We start from the raw sequence: 17,000 nt of genomic DNA, 5'->3' as shown, positions 1-17,000 counted from the left end.
CATGGCGAGCGTACAGCTTCCCTTGCCATCCATCCGGCCCGGATCGCCGACCCCACTGGGCGCCACCTACGACGGATTCGGGACCAATTTTGCTGTTTTTTCCGCGCATGCGGTCAAGGTGGAGCTGTGCCTGTTCGATGCGGAAGGCCGTCACGAGATGGCGCGCATTCCGCTGCCGGAATGCAGCAACGAAGTGTGGCATGGCTATCTGCCCGGCGTGCATGCCGGCGCGCTGTACGGCTTCCGCGCCTATGGACCCTACCGGCCCGAGCACGGCCACCGCTTCAATCCCAACAAGCTGCTGCTCGACCCTTATGCCCGGCTGTTGCAGGGCCATGTGCGCTGGACCGACGCGCTGTTCGGCTACCGGCTGCATTCGCCCAAAGCCGACCTGTCCTTCGACCGCCGCGACAGCGCCTGGGCCATGCCGAAATCGGTGGTGGTCGACTCCGCCTACAACTGGCACGGCGACCGCCCGCCGCGTGTGCCATGGGAAAAAACCGTCATCTACGAAACCCATGTGCGCGGCCTGACCATGCTTGCCGAGCGCATCCCGCCGCGCGAACGCGGAACCTTTGCTGCGCTCGCCAATCCGTTTGTGATCGACTATCTGACCAAGCTCGGCATTACCACGCTGGAATTGCTGCCCGTCTTCGCCTACCTGCAGGATCGCCGGCTTGTCATGAACGGCCTCAGCAATTATTGGGGATACAACACGATGGCCTACTTCGCGCCCGAACCGCGTTATCTTGCCGATGGTTCGCCGGATGAAATTCGGCATGCGGTGCGGCAATTGCATGCGGCGGGCATCGAGGTGATCCTCGATGTGGTCTACAACCATACCTGCGAAGAAAGCGAGCTGGGACCCACCATGTCCTTCCGCGGACTCGACAATGCCAGCTATTACCGCCTGCAGGCCGGCAACCATCGCCACCTCGTCAACGACACCGGCTGCGGCAACACCCTGAACCTGTCGCATCCGCGCGTGATCCAGCTCGTGATGGATTCCCTGCGTTACTGGGCGCAGGAATTCCATGTCGACGGTTTCCGCTTCGACCTCGGCGCCACGCTGGGCCGCGAGCACTACGGCTTCGACCCCGGTTCCGGCTTCTTCGATGCGCTGCTGCAAGATCCGGTGCTGTCGCAGCTCAAGCTGATTTCCGAGCCGTGGGACATCGGCCCGGGCGGCTATCAGGTCGGCAATCATCCGGCCGGCATTGCGGAATGGAACGACCGCTTCCGCGACGACGTGCGCAGCTTCTGGCGCGGCGACCCCGGCATGCGCGGCGCGATCGCGGCGCGTTTGCTGGGCTCGGCAGATCTGTTCAATCATCATCGCCGTCGTGCCTGGTCGTCGGTCAACTTCGTCACCGCGCACGACGGCTTTACCTTGCAGGATTTGGTGAGCTACAGCCACAAGCGCAACGACGCCAACGGCGAGGACAACCGCGACGGCAGCAATGAGAACCGCAGCAGCAACTGGGGCGTCGAGGGACCGACCGATGATCCCGGCATCCGCGACACGCGCGAACGCATCAAGCGCGCGATGCTGATGACCCTGATGTTTTCCAATGGCACACCCATGGTTCTCGGTGGCGACGAATTCGGCCGCACCCAGAACGGCAACAACAATCCCTACTGCCAGGACAACGAGATCTCCTGGTTCGACTGGGAACTGGCCAAGACCGATGCCGGCAAGGCCCTCATCGAATTCGTGCGGCACTGCATCTCGGTCCGGCATGCACGGCCGAGCTTGCGCAGCACGCGCTTTCTCACCGCCAGTTCGCGCACCCTGCAAGGCGTGCCCGATACCGGCTGGTTTGACGAGACGGGGAGTGAAATGACGCCGGATCGCTGGAATTTTCCGGAAGGCCGGCTGCTCGCGCTGCGCCGCATCGTGGGCGAGCGCCATGAGGGCAAATCGGGAACCGTCGCCGCGTCGCTGCTGCTGCTGAATGCCTATTCCGAAGACCGCGAATTCGTGCTGCCGCAGCCGGTAATGCACTGGCACACGGTGATCGATGCCGCCGAGACGGAGAGCGGCCGGGCCGGCGCGTTTCCGCATCGGCAGCCGGCGCAGAACAGGATTGTCGTCGCCGCGCACAGCGCGGTGCTACTGGTGGCCGATCATGTCTCGCTTTGACTATGCATTCGGCGCACGCCTGATCGCGCCGCAGCGCACGCGCTTCCGCTTGTGGGCGCCGGACAGGCAGCAGGTAGCGATCGAGATCGATGGCTGGCCGCCGCTGGCGATGACGCCGCTCGAAGGCGGCTGGTTCGCATGCGAAGCCGATTGCGGCGCCGGCGCGCGCTACCGTTTTCGCGTGAGCGACGATCTTGCCGTACCCGATCCCGCCTCGCGCGCGCAGGCCGGGGACGTGCACGAAGCCAGCATCGTCTGCGATCCGGATGCCTACCAGTGGCAGCACCCGGACTGGTCCGGGAGGCCTTGGCACGAGACCGTGCTGTATGAACTGCATGTCGGCGCGCTGGGCGGATTTTCCGCCGTCGCGCGGCGGTTGCCGGCTCTGGCCGAACTGGGCATCACCGCCATCGAACTGATGCCGGTGGCGGATTTTCCCGGCCCGCGCAACTGGGGCTACGACGGCGTGCTGCCCTATGCGCCCGACGCAGCCTACGGCACGCCCGAGGAACTCAAGGCCCTCATCGACGACGCGCACGGCTTGAACATGAGCGTGTTCCTCGATGTGGTGTACAACCACTTCGGCCCCGACGGCAATTACCTCGGCAGCTATGCCAGCGCCTTCTTCCGCGATGATATCCACACGCCGTGGGGACAGGCGATCGATTTCCGCCGGCCGCAGGTGCGCGACTTCTTCACCGAGAACGCACTGTACTGGCTGACCGAATTCCACTTTGACGGATTGCGCTTCGACGCGGTGCATGCGATCAGCGAACAGGACTGGCTGGCGGAAATGGCGCAACGCGTGCGCGAGGGCATCGCGCCGCCGCGCCATGTGCATCTCGTTCTGGAAAACGACGACAACTGCGCGCGACTGCTGTCGCAAACGCTGTCGCAAACGCCGCAGCGCCTGTTCGACGCGCAATGGAACGACGACCTGCATCACGCGCTGCATGTGCTGTTGACCGGCGAGCGCGAAGGCTATTACGCGGACTACGTCACGCAGGCGGATGAGAAACTGGCGCGCGGCCTGGTGGAAGGTTTCATCTTTCAGGGCGAGCCCTCGCCCTTCCGCGGCGGCGCAGCGCGCGGCGAGCCGAGTGCACATCTGCCGCCGACCGCCTTCGTGGCCTTCCTGCAGAATCACGACCAGGTCGGCAACCGCGCGTTCGGCGAGCGGCTGAACATGCTGGCCGATCCCGACGCCTTGCGCGCGGCGAGCGCCCTGCTGCTGCTGTCGCCGCAGATTCCCCTGCTGTTCATGGGTGAGGAAATCGGCGCAAGCCAGCCCTTCCTGTATTTCACCAGCCACCTGACGCCGCAACTGGCCGATGCCGTGCGCAAGGGACGCCGGCAGGAGTTCGCGCGCTTTGCGCATTTCTCCGACGCCGCGACGCGCGAGCGCATTCCCGATCCGAACGCCGAGCAGACTTTTCTCGATTCCATTCCGCGCACCGAGGGCGCCACGGCGCAAGCCTGGCGCGCATGGGTCAAGGCACTGCTGGCCATTCGCAGCGAACACATCGTGCCGCGCCTGCAGGATGCTCGCGCGCTTGGCGCCGACCTCCTTGGCAAGGCCGCCATCAAGGCGCGCTGGCGCATGGGGGATGGAACGGTGCTGATGATTGCCTTCAATCTTCACGAGGCGCCGGTTCCGGTCGCGCTCGACTCCCTGGCCGATGGCCGGGGCGGCCGGATTCTGTTTGAAACCGAAGGCGTGCCGGATGCGCTGCTGCGCGGCGAACTGCCGGGTCATGCCTTCATCACCGTGCTGGAGCCTGCGACATGAACAACATAAGCGACATGGATGTTTTCAACCTCGCAAGGGCGGCAGGACTGGCCCGCGAATGGACCAGCGCCAAGGGCGAGCCGATGCAGGTCGCGCCGGAGTCCTTGCGCGCGATCCTCGACGCGCTCGACCTGCCTTGCGCCACACCGGAGCAATGCCGCGACAGCCACCAGCGGCTGGCGTCGATTCAGGGCGAGGATGTGTTGCCGCCGCTGGTCACCGGCGTGGCCGGAAGCGCCTTGCACCTGCCCGGCGCGCAGCAGCTCACCGGAAAGAGCTACCGCATCGAACTGGAGAGCGGCGAACACATCGACGGCCGCTTTCCCGACGAGACGGGTGCGCAGGCGGAATTGCCGCCCATCGACCGTTACGGCTATCACCGCCTGCTGGTGGGCGAGCGCGAAACGACGCTGGCGGTTGCGCCGCCGCGCTGCTTCGGCGTGGCCGACGCCTTGCAGGGCCGGCAGGCCGACCCGCGCGTGTGGGGACTCGGTGTGCAGTTGTATTCCTTGCGACGGCGCGGCGACGGCGGCATCGGCGATTTCACCGGCTTGTCGCAACTGGCGCGTTCTGCCGCAAGTCACGGCGCGGCCGCACTGGCGATCAGTCCGGTGCACGCCATGTTCAGCGCGGACGTGACCCGCTTCAGCCCGTACAGCCCCTCCAGCCGCCTGCTGCTCAACGTGCTGCATATCGACCCCGCCAACGTGCTCGGGCCCGATGCGCTGGCGACGGCATTGACGACACTCGGCGAGGCCGCCGCCAGTAACATGACGCGCCTGGAGCATGAGCCGCTGATCAACTGGCCGGCGTCGGCCCTGCTGCGCCTGCTGGTCTTGCGCCGCCTGTACGAACAGTTCAGCGCGGCCGGCGACCAGAGCGAATTCGCCGCCTTCCGCGCGCGCAGCGGAACCGCCTTGCAGGACCATGCGCGCTTCGAAGCCTTGCATGCATGGCATCTGGCGAAAGGCGAGAGCGGCGACTGGCGCGGCTGGGCGAACGGCTTGCGCAATCCGCGCGGCACGGAGGTGGAGACATTCGCGCACGAGCATGCGCAGGAAGTCGCCTTCCATGAATTCCTGCAATGGCAGGCCGCGCGCGGCCTCGCCGGCGCACAGAGCAGCGCGCGCGAGGCCGGCATGCCGATCGGCCTGATCACCGACCTTGCGGTCGGCGCCGACAATGGCGGCAGCCAGGCATGGAGCCGGCAGGCGGAAATCATCAACGGCCTGTCGGTGGGCGCGCCGCCGGATGTGCTCAACACGCGCGGGCAGAGCTGGGGCCTCGGCGCGTTCTCGCCGCAGGCGATGAAGGCAAGAGGATTTGGCGCCTACATCGAGATGCTGCGCGCGGCCTTCGCCTATGCGGGCGGCGTGCGCATCGACCATGTGCTCGGCCTGAGCCGCCTGTGGCTGGTGCCGCAGGGCGCTTCGCCGACGCAGGGCGCGTATCTGAAATACCCGATGTACGACCTGCTGCATTTGGTCGCGCTGGAGTCATGGCGGCACCGCGCCATCGTCATCGGCGAGGATCTCGGCACGATCCCGCCGGGCTTTCAAAAAATCCTGGCGCAGCACGGCCTGCTCGGCATCCGCGTGCTGCTGTTCCAGCAACACGACGGCCGTTTCCTCGGTCCCGGCGAATGGTCCAGCGAGGCGATCGCCACCACCACCACGCACGACCTGCCGACGGTGGCCGGATGGTGGCAGGGGCGCGATATCGACTGGGCCGGCCAGCTCGATCTGCTTGAGCCGGGCAAGTCGGAAGCGGACGCGCGGCGGCATCGCGACCACGAGCGCGTTGCGCTGTGGCAGTCGATGAAGGATGCGGGATGCGCCAACGGCAACGCGCCGGAAAGCCATGCCGATGCCGCGCCGCTCGATGCGGTGGTCGGCTTTCTTTCCGCTACCGTCGCGCCGCTTGCCATGCTGCCTATCGAGGATGCGCTCGGGCTGCATGAACAGCCGAACATCCCCGGCACCATCGATACCCATCCGAACTGGCGCCGTCGCCTGCCGGGTCCGGCGGCATCGCTGCTCGATGCGCCATCGGTCGCCCATCGCCTCGCCATCATGAATCGCGGCCGCTCTCGCGGGAATAAATCCTGATGTCCATCCCACGCGCCACCGTCCGCCTGCAATTGCACAAGGACTTCAGCTTCGGCGATGCGGCCGGCACCGTGCCGTACTACCAGGCGCTCGGCATCAGCCATGTGTACGCCTCGCCGATCCTGACCGCGCGCAGCGGCTCGACGCACGGCTATGACATTGTCGACCCCACGCACATCAATCCCGAACTCGGCGGCGAAGAAGGCCTGCGCCGCTTCGTCGGGCGCCTGCGTGCGGCCGGCATGGGACTGATCCTCGACATCGTGCCCAACCACATGGGCGTCGGCCCGGAGAACCCGTGGTGGCAGCATGTGCTGGAATGGGGCGAGGCAAGCCCCTACGCGCACTGGTTCGACATCGACTGGCACCCTGCGGATGAAACCCTGCAGGGCAAGCTTCTCGCGCCCTTCCTCGGCCAGCCCTATGGCGATGTGCTCGCCTCCGGCGACATCCGGCTGCGGTTCGACGAGACGCGCGGCAAGTTCTTCGTCAGCTATTTCGACCACCGTTTTCCGCTTGCGCCGGCCGATTATGCGCAGGTGCTGCGCGCCGCCGGCTCGCCGCAGCTCGATGCCGCCATCAAGGCGTTTGAAGAAGGCGCGGATGCGCAAGGCGGCATCACCCAGCAACATGCCGACACCGGCCACGCCCTGCTGCGCACGCTATACCGCAGCAGCGAGGGCGCGACAGCCATCCATGCGGCGCTCGCCGCCTTTTCGGTGGAGACACCACAAGGTTTCGACGCCCTGCACGGGCTGCTTGAGCGTCAGCATTACCGGCTCGCATGGTGGCGCTGCGCGGCCGACGGCATCAACTGGCGGCGCTTCTTCGAAGTCACCGACCTGGCCGGCGTGCGGGTCGAGCAGGACGACGTGTTCGAGGCCACGCACGCGCTCATCTTCCGCCTCTACACGGAGGGAATGATCGACGGCTTGCGCATCGACCATGTGGACGGCCTGGCCGATCCGGGCGCCTACTGCCGCAAGCTGCGCCACCGGCTGGAAGCGCTCACCGCGCAGCGCCCGCACGAACTGCCGCCCGCGCCCGCCTATCTCATCGTGGAAAAAATCCTCGCGCCGGACGAGCAGTTGCGCGCCGACTGGCGCATCGACGGCACCAGCGGCTACGACTTCATGGACCGCGTCGGCGCGCTGATGCATGCTGCTTCAGGCGAAGCGCCGCTGACCGCGCTATGGCGCGAGACGACCGGACAGGAACATGTGTTCGCGGACGAAGTGCGCCAGGCGCGACGCCAGCTGCTGGCGAACAATCTCGCCGGCGAATTCGAGTCGGCCGCGCGTGCGCTGCATGCGGTGGCGCGCACCGACCTGCGCACCCGCGATTTCTCGCTCGCGGCGATCCGGCGCGTGTTTGCGGAATTGCTGGTGCATTTCCCGGTGTACCGCACCTATGCCGACGCCAACGGCCGCGACGAACTCGACCAGCGCGTCATCGATCGCGCGCTGGAGCAGGCAAGGCAAACGGTGGAACGCACCGAAGTTCCCTTGCTCGATACAGTTGCCCGCTGGCTGGGCGGCGACGCGCCGCGCGATTACGGCAACACCAGGGTGCGCCGCTTGCATCAGACCGCCATCACCCGCTTCCAGCAACTGACGCCGCCGCTCGCGGCGAAGTCGGTCGAGGACACTGCCTTCTACCGCTATGGCAGGCTGCTCTCGCGCAATGAGGTAGGCGCCGATCCGGGCCGGTTTTCCATTCCGACGCAGGAATTTCATGAAGCCAACAGCGTGCGCGCGCTGTGCTTTCCGCATTCGATGCTCGCCACCGCGACCCACGATCACAAACGTGGCGAAGATGTGCGCGCCCGCCTCGCGGCATTGAGCGAAATGCCCGAGGCGTGGACCGATGCGGTGCGCGAATGGATGCAATTGAATGCGCCGCTGCGCTCGACCGGCGAGGGCGCGGCGCCGCAGCCGGCCGATGAATTGATGCTCTACCAGATGCTGGCCGGCGCCTGGCCGATCGGACTCGATGCCGGCGACACGGAAGGCATCCGGCGCTTCGCCGATCGCATCGAGCGCTGGCAGACCAAGGCATTGCGTGAAGCGAAACAGGTGAGCGACTGGGTCTTGCCGAATGAAGAATACGAAGCCGCCTGCAGAGCATTCCTGTACGCGATCCTGACCCCCGGACCGCAAAACGGATTCCTGCCGGCGTTCCTGGCGTGGGTGGACAGGCTCGTTCCCGCCGGTGTGCTCAAGAGTCTCGTGCAGTGTGTGTTGCGCATGACCTCACCCGGCGTGCCGGATCTGTACCAGGGCGCGGACCTGTGGGATTTCAGCCTGGTCGATCCCGACAACCGCAGTCCGGTCGATTACGCGCTGAGAATGCAAGCCTTGCAGACGCCGCCGCCTCTCGTGACCGATCTGGAGGGCTGGAAAAGCGGCCGCTTGAAGCAGCAGATCATCCATCACGGTTTGACGCTGCGTGCGCAACATCCCGAGTTGTTCTCGCGCGGGGAATATCTGCCCCTCGATATCAGCGGGCCGCTGGCGCCGCACGCGATCGCATTCCTGCGCCGTCACGAAGAGCATTCGGTGATCGTGATTGCCGCGCATCTTCCCTGCGCACTTCGTGCCGATGAATACACGCCCGCACTTCTTCCTTCGGGATGGGAGGACACGGCAGTGCTGCTTCCCGATGCGGCGAGCACAGCGCGAACCGATCTGTTTACCGGCAGGCGCTTGGCAATCGACGCGGGCCGTGTGTTGCTAAGCGGCGTGTTGTCGCTGCTGCCCGTCGCTGTTCTGAGCTAAGGAATCGGCCTGGCTAGCCGTTTCCTTTTCGCCGTCCGCATGCAGCGATTGCAGGAATTCTCTCTCGATGAAGGAGAAGAAGGTCGAATCACTGTATTTGGCGCGAAACCACCGATACCATCGCGCATCCTTCTGCATCACGGTTTCCGCCTGCTCCAGCGCTTCGATGCGCTTGCGTTTTTCGGCCAGTTCAAAGGCCGCCACATCGCTTGCCAACTTGTACTCGCTCACCTGCCGCAGCAGTCGCGTGTTTTCGTTTTGCAGATGCTCGATCGCGCGTGTTGCCTTGTCGACAAGTGCAAGCAGGTCATCCGGCGTGATGTCCTTGCCTTCGGCGGACTGTTCCATGTGTTCCTTTTCTTCAACGATTCCTGGGGGAATCATTAGGTGCGAAAAGTTGCAAACAGTTCCGTTATTGCATCCTTGAATTGCGCTGATTGTTGACTTGTGAGTTGAGCGTAGCGTTTTGCGTTGACACTGTCTCGGCGTAGCGACACGCGGCAGACATATTTGTAAGCAAAGATCCGATTTGCCCGCAGCGTGCGTTCCGCCAAGTAACATCGTGGCTTTTGCTCTCCTCCGCATCATGACCAAATCCGCACTCGCCGCGCTGCTTGCACTGCTTACGGCGGCAACTCTTTCCGGCTGCGGGGTGCTGGCAGCCCCCTGCCGCGTCACCAGTGCAGTCATCAAGATTGTTCCGGTCGTCGGCCACGCCGCCGCCCTGCCCACCGATGCCTGCGCAGAGGTGATCGATCCCTGATAAGCTTGGCGCCACCTCGTCTTCCCCCTGCCACAACACCGGAGGAATTGCAGATGCGCCTTCTGATTTCGGCAACGGCAGTACTCGCGACAGTCTCGCTGTCGGCCTGCTCGTCGCAGCAACTCTACGGCGCAGGCCAGGGTTGGCAGCGACTCGAGTGCAACAAGATCAACGACGCAGCGGAGCGAAGCCGCTGCATGGCAAGCACCAGCGGCTCATATGAGGACTACAAGCGCCAAAGCGACGCGGTGAAGAGCGCAAAGTAGGACTGTCGCGCATGGACCTGCGCGATCTTCAACGCGGTGACGTGGCTTTCCTGCCATTTGCGGCAAAACCGCACCGCGGCCGCTCGCGCCGGCCGTGCCGCCCCACCCCACACCATCAAGCGCCGCTCACTCCTCGCGTGCGGCTCGCAGCGCTTCACCCGTTGCGGTGAGCCGGTAGAAGGATCTGCCGGGCACCGGCTCCACCAGGCCGGCGGAGACCAGGTTGTCGATGTCGTATGGATGCGATGGGGTCTTCTCCGTCAGCATCGTGCAAAACACGTTGAAATCAGCAAGAACCTCGGGACGAGGTTTGACCATAATGTTCATGGACGCCTCCTGGGATGTCGTCAAGAATGATGTTATCCGGACGCGCGGCCAAGTGAAATCCTTTTGGCGCGGTCACTTCTCCCAGATCAAGAAATTTCCATCCGGCAGCGCCGACGAGCCTTCCGAACCTGCGGATTCGGCGCAAGTCGAACAGGGACATTCCCGCCCACGTTCGGAAACGGAGCCATTCATGCACAGGCACATCGGCTTGCCGGCGCTCATCGCCACGCTGCTCATCCTCACGGCCTGCGCGGATACCGCGAAGCTGCCGGAATCCGCCGGTTTCGGCCCCGCGCCGACCCTGCCGCCGCCGGTCACATCGGCGCTGCCCACCGTGCATATCGCCCCCGTCAAAGGCTGGAGCAATGGCGAGAAGCCGACCGCCGCACCCGGCTTCGCGGTGAGTGCGTTCGCGACCGGGCTCGATCATCCGCGCTGGCTGACCGTCCTGCCCAACGGCGACGTCCTGGTGGCGGAAACCAACAAGCCGGCGAAAAAAGGCGATGGCGGCATTCGCGGCTGGGTCATGGGCATGGTGATGAAGCGCGCCGGCGCCGGCGTGCAGAGTGCCGACCGCATCACACTGCTGCGCGATGCCGATGGCGACGGCGTTGCCGAGACGCGCAGCACTTTTCTCGCCGGACTGCATTCGCCCTTCGGCATGACGCTCATCGGCGACAGCCTGTACGTTGCCAATACCGATGCGCTGATGCGCTTCCCTTACCGCAGCGGGCAGACGCAGATCACCGCGCCCGGCGTGAAGGTCGCCGACCTGCCCGCCGGCGAAATCAACCATCACTGGACCAAGAACGTCATCGCCAGCCGCGACGGCAAGCGGCTGTATGTGACCGTCGGCTCCAACAGCAATGCGGGCGAGAACGGCATCGACAAGGAAGAAGGGCGCGCGGCCATCCACGAGATCGATCCTGCGACCGGCCGCTCGCGCCTGTTCGCCACCGGCCTGCGCAATCCGGTCGGCCTCGCCTGGCAACCGCAAAGCGGCGCATTGTGGGCCGCCGTCAACGAACGCGACGAGCTCGGCAGCGACCTCGTGCCCGATTACATGACCTCGGTCAAGGAGGGCGCTTTCTACGGCTGGCCGTACAGCTATTACGGCCAGCACGTCGATGCACGGGTGAAGCCGCCCCGCCCCGACCTGGTCGCCAAGGCGATCGTCCCCGATTACGCCCTCGGCGCGCACACCGCCTCGCTGGGCTTGACCTTCTATGAAGGCAGCGCACTGCCGAAACACTATGCCGGCGGCGCCTTCATCGGCCAGCACGGCTCCTGGAATCGCAAACCGCGCAGCGGCTACAAAGTGATCTTCGTGCCCTTCGCCGACGGCAAGCCGGCCGGCATGCCGGAAGAGATCCTCACCGGTTTTGTCGATGCGCAGGGCGATGCGCTCGGGCGGCCGGTCGGCGTGGCGGTCGACCGCAAGGGCGCGCTGCTGGTCGCGGACGACGTGGGCAATGTCGTGTGGCGCGTGACGGCGGCGCGCCGATGAAAACGCTGCTGCGCCTGTCGGCCCTCATTCACTTCCTGATCACCGCGCTCTTCGTTCTCGCAGCGCTGACGCTCCTCGCCATGGCCGTCAACACCGGGTTCAACGCGGCGCTGACCGACGGTCTGAACAGCACCGGCGCGCAGGGCGTGATCGAAGCCATCGGCCTCACCACGGTCGCGGTCGTGGCGCTGCAGATTGCGCAGACCATCGGCGAAGAAGAAGTGATCCGCGAAGTGCACATCAGCGGCCCTACCCGCGCGCGCCGCTTCCTGTCGCGCTTCATGGTCGTGATCGTCGTCGCTGTCGCCATCGAGGGCCTGGTGGCCACTTTCAAGGCGATACGCGAAGACCTCGCATTGCTGCCGAACGCCGCCGCGATACTGATGGCGGTCGGTGTCTTGCTGGCCGGCTGGGGCCTGTTCATCCGCTTCAACCGTTACGCGGAAGAGCTGGAGCCGGAAGCGATGCGGCAGGCAAAACAGGAGGACAGCAAGCTGGAGTGAGCGGGGAGATTTGATGTGGCGCACGTTCTGCGCGGGCGTGCCCTTGCATGCACGAAACGCTTCCTATAATGGTTTTCAGGATTGCGCACTGAATCCTGTCCCCGCGTTGATGTCATTGGCGTGCATGCAGAACAAAAAAAGGCAGCGCTACCATGTCGAAAAAACCGTTCCCGCTCGCGAAGGTGTACACGCTGATCGAACCCGGTCCGGTCGTCCTGCTGACGACCGCGAATGCCGAACAGATGAACGTGATGACCTTGTCCTGGAAAACCATGCTCGAGTTCGAGCCGCCCCTGATCGGCTGCGTCATCAGCAATCGCAACACCTCCTACGACATGCTGATGTCCTCGCGCCAATGCGTCATCAACGTCCCGACCGTCGACATCGCAAAGCAGGTCGTCGGCATCGGCAACACGAGCGGTGCGAAGATCGACAAGTTCAGGAAATTCGGCCTCACGCCCAGCCCCGCCGAATGCGTGAACGCACCCCTGATCGACGAGTGCTTCGCGAGCCTGGAGTGTCGCCTTGCCGACAAAAGCATGGTGCCGAAATACGGCTTCTTCGTTCTTGAAGTCATGAAGGCGTGGGTGGATCGCACATTGAAGGACCCGCGCACCCTGCACCACCGGGGCTACGGCAGTTTCATGGTTGCGGGGGAAACCATCAAGTTGCGCTCGAAGATGATGTAAATTGCGCTCTGCAAGCTTAATTTCAGAGACAGGAGCATTTCGAGCCCATGTACAAGATCTATGGAGACGTCAACTCGGGGAACTGTTACAAGGTCAAATTACTGGCCGAGCAATTATCGCTTCCTTATGAATGGATAGACGTAGACACCCTTAAGAAGGAAACGCAGTCTTCCGCCTATCTGGAGAAGAATCCCAACGGGAAGATTCCCTTGCTGGAGACAGAGGACGGCCGGTTCTTGCCGGAATCAAACGCCATTCTTCACTTCCTGGCAGAAGGTTCGGCCTTTTTGCCGACAGACCGGTTTGAACACGCTCAGGTACTGCAGTGGCTGTTCTTCGAACAATACAGCCACGAGCCGTACATTGCCACGGCACGTTACATCATCCGCTACCTGGGAAGGCCGGCTGAAATGGAGCCGGTGCTTCAATCGAAAATGGCCCCGGGGTACAAGGCGCTTCGCGTGATGGAGTCGCATTTGCGTGACCATCCGTATTTTGTCGGCGGTCGGTATTCGATTGCTGACATCGGATTGTTCGCTTACACGCATGTGGCGCACGAAGGAGATTTCGTGCTATCCGAATTCCCGGCCATTGTGGAGTGGATCAAGCGCGTGCGTGCTCAGCCCGGCTTCGTGGAAATCGGATAGCGGACATGATGGCAGCCTATGTGCTTCGCCCTCGGCTTCCTGTTACCGCGGCATATCACGGATCACGTGGGCGGCTGATTTCGCTGGGACTCGCGATGTATCGCGTCTTCCAGTGCTTCCCATGGCACAAGCAGAGCGTGGGCCTTGGCCCCGAACGCACTTACGCCACCGCCACCACCTCCACATTGCCATCCTTGCGTATGACATTCACGCCCACATTGTTCGGATAGCGCTGCAGCAGCAGATCGACCGTTGCGCCGTTGATCGACAGGTCGTGGATTTCGACTGTCTCCAGGAAGGGCGGCAGTTGCGGGTGGCGGAAACGGATTTCCGGCTTGTGCGGGTCGAAGGACAGTCCGAGGCAGGCTTGCAGCAGCGAGAACACGCTGGCCGCCGCCCAGGCTTGCGGCGAGCAGGCCACCGGATAGAGGGTTGGCCCTTCGTCCGGACGCTTTTCAAAACCGCAGAACAGTTCCGGCATGCGGTTCTGGTCCATGTACAAGCTTGCCGAGCGCAGGCCGGTGAAGACTGCCATCGCCTTCGCGGTGAAGCCGTAGCGCGCCATGCCTTCGGCGATGAGCGCGTTGTCATGCGGCCAGACCGAGCCGTTGTGATAGGCCATCGGGTTGTAGCGCACTTCCTTTGTCGGAATCGTGCGGATGCCCCAGCCGCAGAAGAATTCCTCGCTCAGCAACTGATCCGCGATGCGCGCCGCATATTCCGGCGTGGCGATGCCGCTCCACAAGGTGTGGCCGGCGTTGGAGGAGGCCACTTCGCATTGCCGCTTCTCGCCGTCGAGCGCAAGCGCGTAGGTGCCGATGCGTTCGCACCAGAAGGCCTCATTGAAATTCTTCTTCAGCAGCATGGCGGCATCGTGCAGTTTCTTCGCCAGCGCCTGATCGCCGAGCAGGTTCGCCAGCTCGGCCGCGCGCAGCTTCGCTTCATAGACATAGCCCTGCACTTCGCACAAGGCGATCGGTGCATCGGCCAGGCGGCCGTCGGCATGGAATACCGAGTCCTGCGAATCCTTCCAGCCCTGTTGCGCGAGTCCGGTTTCGCTGTAGCGCGCGTACTCGACGAAGCCGTCGCCGTCGCGGTCGCCGTAATGGTCGATCCAGTGCAGCGCGCGCAGGATGTTGTCCCAGATGGTGCGGATGAAGTCGAGGTCGCCGGTGCGTTCGTAGTACGCGCCGGCGAGTCCGACGAACAGCGGCGTCGCATCGACCGTGCCGTAGTAGCGCCCGAACGGGATTTCGTTCAGAGCGGCCAGTTCGCCGTTGCGCGCTTCGTGCAGGATCTTGCCGGGTTCGGCGTCGCGTTCGTGATCGAGTTCGGTCGCCTGCGTGGCCGCGAGAAAGGTCAGCACACCTTTCGCCAGGCAGGGATCGATCCACAGGTATTCGCGCGCGGTGAGAATGCCGTCGCGGCCGAAGGTGGTGGAATACCAGGGCAGGCCGGCATAGGGGTAATTGCCTTCCTTGCGGCTCGTGGTCAGCATCACCAGATCGGCGGTCGAACGATCGAGCCAGTTGTTGAACAGCGGATCGGAGGTGACGATCTTGCAGCGGCTCTGCAGCGAGCAGCTGACCGTGTGGTTGACCTGGGTGAACGCGGTGAAGTAATCGGTCGGCGGCGGGCGCTTCTGATCATTGTGCTCGCAGGTGATGGTGACATACAGATGCACCTCGGCCTTGGGTTCCAGCGCGATGTCAAAATCGGCCTGTCTGGCGTTCAGCTTTTTCGGCGTCGGGTCGCAGTGGATGCGCGTCCTGCGTACTTGCTTGTCGAGGCCGCGATAGCCGAGCAGCAGTTCGCGGTCGGTGGTTTGCGGCGGCAGGTATTCGCCGCGCTTTTCGCGCTTGAAGCCGCGCACCTCGAAGATGTCCTTGTAGTCGGCGCCGAACTCCATGGTCACCGTCGCTTCGATCGGCGTGAGGCCGAAGTTGACGATGCGGATATGCTCGTAGCAGGTGCCGTCGAGCAGCAGCTTGCCACGAAAGATATGCAGCTCGCCTTTCGGAATATGTTTCTTCCCGGCGGGATAAAGGTCGGGGTTCATCAGCTCGACGATGAACAGGCCGTTGTCGTCGCGCACCGTCGAGTTCAGATGCATCGGCCGCACGCCTTCGATCAGCAACTCCTGCTGCGAGAGAAAGCAGGTGTCGCCGTCGTAGATGCCTTCTTCGCCCAGGCCCATCGGCTGCACATCGCCGAAGCGGTCGAACATGGCGAAGGTGTCGTTGTGCTTGAGGACGCGCCGGCGTTCATCGGCCGGCGAAGAGGTGGCGAGGATATACCATTGCTCGCCGAGTTGAATCTTTTCAACCATTACGTTTCCCGTTCGCTTGCGTGTTTCGTTGGTCTTGTTCCGCTAGCCCAGCATCCGCCGGTAGACGCGCAGATAATTCTCCGCCATGTGCGTGGCGGTAAAGCGCCGGTCGAAGGCTTCGCGGCAGCCTTTCCTGTCGATCGCATCAATGTTTTTCGCCGCGCGCACTGCCTCGTCCTGGTTCGTCACGACGAAGCCGGTGACGCCGTCTTCCATGATCTCGGGCACCGAACCATTGCGATAAGCGATCACTGGTGTGCCACAGGAAAAGGCTTCGATCATGACCAGACCGAATGGTTCGGGCCAGTCGATCGGAAACAGCAGCGCGCGCGCATGCTCCAGCAACTCGCGCTTTTCGCGCTGATTGACCTCACCGACGAATTGCACCAGCGGATCTCGCATCAGCGGTTTGATGCACTCGTTGAAGTAGGCCTCGTCGGCCTTGTCGATCTTGGCGCCGATGTATAACGGCACACCGCATTGCTTGGCGATGTCGATGGCGCGATCGACCCGTTTTTCCTGGGAAATGCGGCCGATGAAGACGAAGTAGTCGCCCGGGCTTTCCTGGAATGAATGCAGGTCCGAGGGCAAGCCGTGATACACGGTTTCGTACCAGTTGGCCTCGGGCAAGGGCGTGCGCTGGTGATTCGAAATGGACACCAGCGGCACATCATGGAAGTGCCGGTACAGCGGCTGCAGTTCCGGCAGATCCTGTCTTCCGTGCAAGGTCGTGACATACGGCCTGCCCAGGCTCTTGGCCAGTGGAAAATGCAGGTAGTCGGTGTGAAAGTGAATCACGTCGAAACTGTCGGCCAGCTCGGAAACCAGATCCATCTGGATGATATGGTAGGCCAGCCAGGTCGGGCGCAACACATCGGGACGCAGGCTTTCTGCAATGGGAGAAACGAGGCGCGCCGCGGTCACGGAATCGCCGGACGCAAACAAGGTGACTTCATGTCCTTGCTTGACCAGCTCCTCCGTGAGGTAGGAAATGACGCGTTCCGTGCCGCCATAGGCTTTCGGCGGCACACTCTCAAAGATTGGGGATACTTGGGCTATCTTCATGCGCCAGTCGAACTCCGTGCAAGGAGTCCAGGTAGTTGAAGGGATGTGAAACAGGACGTCAGATAAATCTGACAACGTTCCAGCCGA

14 protein-coding genes are annotated in these 17,000 nt (G+C 63.6%); 10 read left to right on the top strand and 4 right to left on the bottom strand.

Annotated features, from left to right (window positions below; translation table 11 throughout):
- The first annotated feature begins 1 nt into the window (after nucleotide 1).
- From glgX to treY, 4 genes are read left to right on the top strand one after another with little or no spacing between them, the layout of a single operon-like run.
- A complete protein-coding gene (gene glgX / locus E6W33_RS25190; RefSeq protein ID WP_136420135.1) occupies nucleotides 2–2,143 on the top strand; it encodes a glycogen debranching protein GlgX in 2,142 nt (713 codons plus the stop codon).
- On the top strand, nucleotides 2,130–3,932 hold the full coding sequence (treZ, locus tag E6W33_RS25185; RefSeq protein WP_136420134.1) for a malto-oligosyltrehalose trehalohydrolase: 1,803 nt from the start codon (nucleotides 2,130–2,132) through the stop codon (nucleotides 3,930–3,932). The genes glgX and treZ overlap by 14 nt, the downstream gene beginning before the upstream one ends.
- Entirely contained in the window at nucleotides 3,929–6,040 is a 2,112-nt protein-coding gene (malQ, locus tag E6W33_RS25180; protein WP_136420133.1) for a 4-alpha-glucanotransferase, read from the top strand. The genes treZ and malQ overlap by 4 nt, the downstream gene beginning before the upstream one ends.
- Nucleotides 6,040–8,817 carry a malto-oligosyltrehalose synthase gene (gene treY / locus E6W33_RS25175; RefSeq protein ID WP_136420132.1) on the top strand — a complete coding sequence of 926 codons (2,778 nt, stop codon included), beginning with the start codon at nucleotides 6,040–6,042 and terminating at the stop codon, nucleotides 8,815–8,817. Before malQ ends, treY begins: the two co-directional genes overlap by 1 nt.
- On the opposite strand, the gene E6W33_RS25170 is transcribed toward treY, so the two are convergent.
- The gene (locus E6W33_RS25170; protein ID WP_136420131.1) at nucleotides 8,773–9,165 is read right to left on the bottom strand and encodes a hypothetical protein; all 393 of its coding nucleotides are present in this window, start codon (nucleotides 9,163–9,165) and stop codon (nucleotides 8,773–8,775) included. The two genes, treY and E6W33_RS25170, sit on opposite strands and share 45 nt — an antisense overlap.
- Before the next feature lie 238 nt (nucleotides 9,166–9,403).
- Here E6W33_RS25170 and E6W33_RS27165 point away from each other — a divergent pair, with 238 nt between their 5' ends.
- The gene (locus E6W33_RS27165) at nucleotides 9,404–9,580 is read left to right on the top strand and encodes a DUF6726 family protein (protein WP_168798760.1); all 177 of its coding nucleotides are present in this window, start codon (nucleotides 9,404–9,406) and stop codon (nucleotides 9,578–9,580) included.
- Between the two features lie 53 nt (nucleotides 9,581–9,633).
- A complete protein-coding gene (locus tag E6W33_RS25165) occupies nucleotides 9,634–9,846 on the top strand; it encodes a hypothetical protein (protein ID WP_136420130.1) in 213 nt (70 codons plus the stop codon).
- A gap of 126 nt (nucleotides 9,847–9,972) precedes the next feature.
- Here E6W33_RS25165 and E6W33_RS25160 read toward each other — a convergent pair whose 3' ends face one another.
- Nucleotides 9,973–10,173 (bottom strand): hypothetical protein, encoded by a 201-nt coding sequence (locus E6W33_RS25160; RefSeq protein ID WP_136420129.1) that lies wholly within the window; start codon nucleotides 10,171–10,173, stop codon nucleotides 9,973–9,975.
- Nucleotides 10,174–10,363: 190 nt separating this feature from the next.
- On the opposite strand from E6W33_RS25160, the gene E6W33_RS25155 reads away from it, so the two are divergent.
- The 4 genes from E6W33_RS25155 (at nucleotide 10,364) to E6W33_RS25140 (ending at nucleotide 13,519) form a co-directional block, all read left to right on the top strand.
- On the top strand, nucleotides 10,364–11,680 hold the full coding sequence (locus tag E6W33_RS25155; RefSeq protein ID WP_136420128.1) for a sorbosone dehydrogenase family protein: 1,317 nt from the start codon (nucleotides 10,364–10,366) through the stop codon (nucleotides 11,678–11,680).
- Nucleotides 11,677–12,183 (top strand): hypothetical protein, encoded by a 507-nt coding sequence (locus tag E6W33_RS25150; RefSeq protein WP_136420127.1) that lies wholly within the window; start codon nucleotides 11,677–11,679, stop codon nucleotides 12,181–12,183. The genes E6W33_RS25155 and E6W33_RS25150 overlap by 4 nt, the downstream gene beginning before the upstream one ends.
- A 152-nt stretch (nucleotides 12,184–12,335) precedes the next feature.
- The gene (locus E6W33_RS25145) at nucleotides 12,336–12,872 is read left to right on the top strand and encodes a flavin reductase family protein (protein ID WP_136420126.1); all 537 of its coding nucleotides are present in this window, start codon (nucleotides 12,336–12,338) and stop codon (nucleotides 12,870–12,872) included.
- A 47-nt stretch (nucleotides 12,873–12,919) separates the two neighbouring features.
- Nucleotides 12,920–13,519 (top strand): glutathione S-transferase family protein, encoded by a 600-nt coding sequence (locus E6W33_RS25140; RefSeq protein WP_136420125.1) that lies wholly within the window; start codon nucleotides 12,920–12,922, stop codon nucleotides 13,517–13,519.
- A gap of 160 nt (nucleotides 13,520–13,679) precedes the next feature.
- Here E6W33_RS25140 and E6W33_RS25135 read toward each other — a convergent pair whose 3' ends face one another.
- A complete protein-coding gene (locus tag E6W33_RS25135; RefSeq protein ID WP_136420124.1) occupies nucleotides 13,680–15,848 on the bottom strand; it encodes an amylo-alpha-1,6-glucosidase in 2,169 nt (722 codons plus the stop codon).
- Nucleotides 15,849–15,890: 42 nt separating this feature from the next.
- The gene (locus E6W33_RS25130; RefSeq protein WP_136420123.1) at nucleotides 15,891–16,913 is read right to left on the bottom strand and encodes a glycosyltransferase family 4 protein; all 1,023 of its coding nucleotides are present in this window, start codon (nucleotides 16,911–16,913) and stop codon (nucleotides 15,891–15,893) included.
- Nucleotides 16,914–17,000 lie beyond the last annotated feature (87 nt).

Origin of the sequence: Herbaspirillum sp. ST 5-3 (genome assembly GCF_004804275.1) — a bacterium.
GTDB lineage: Bacteria > Pseudomonadota > Gammaproteobacteria > Burkholderiales > Burkholderiaceae_D > Noviherbaspirillum.
The sequence above is the reverse complement of the archived record's forward strand: the minus strand, read 5'-3'. Positions and strand labels throughout refer to the sequence as shown.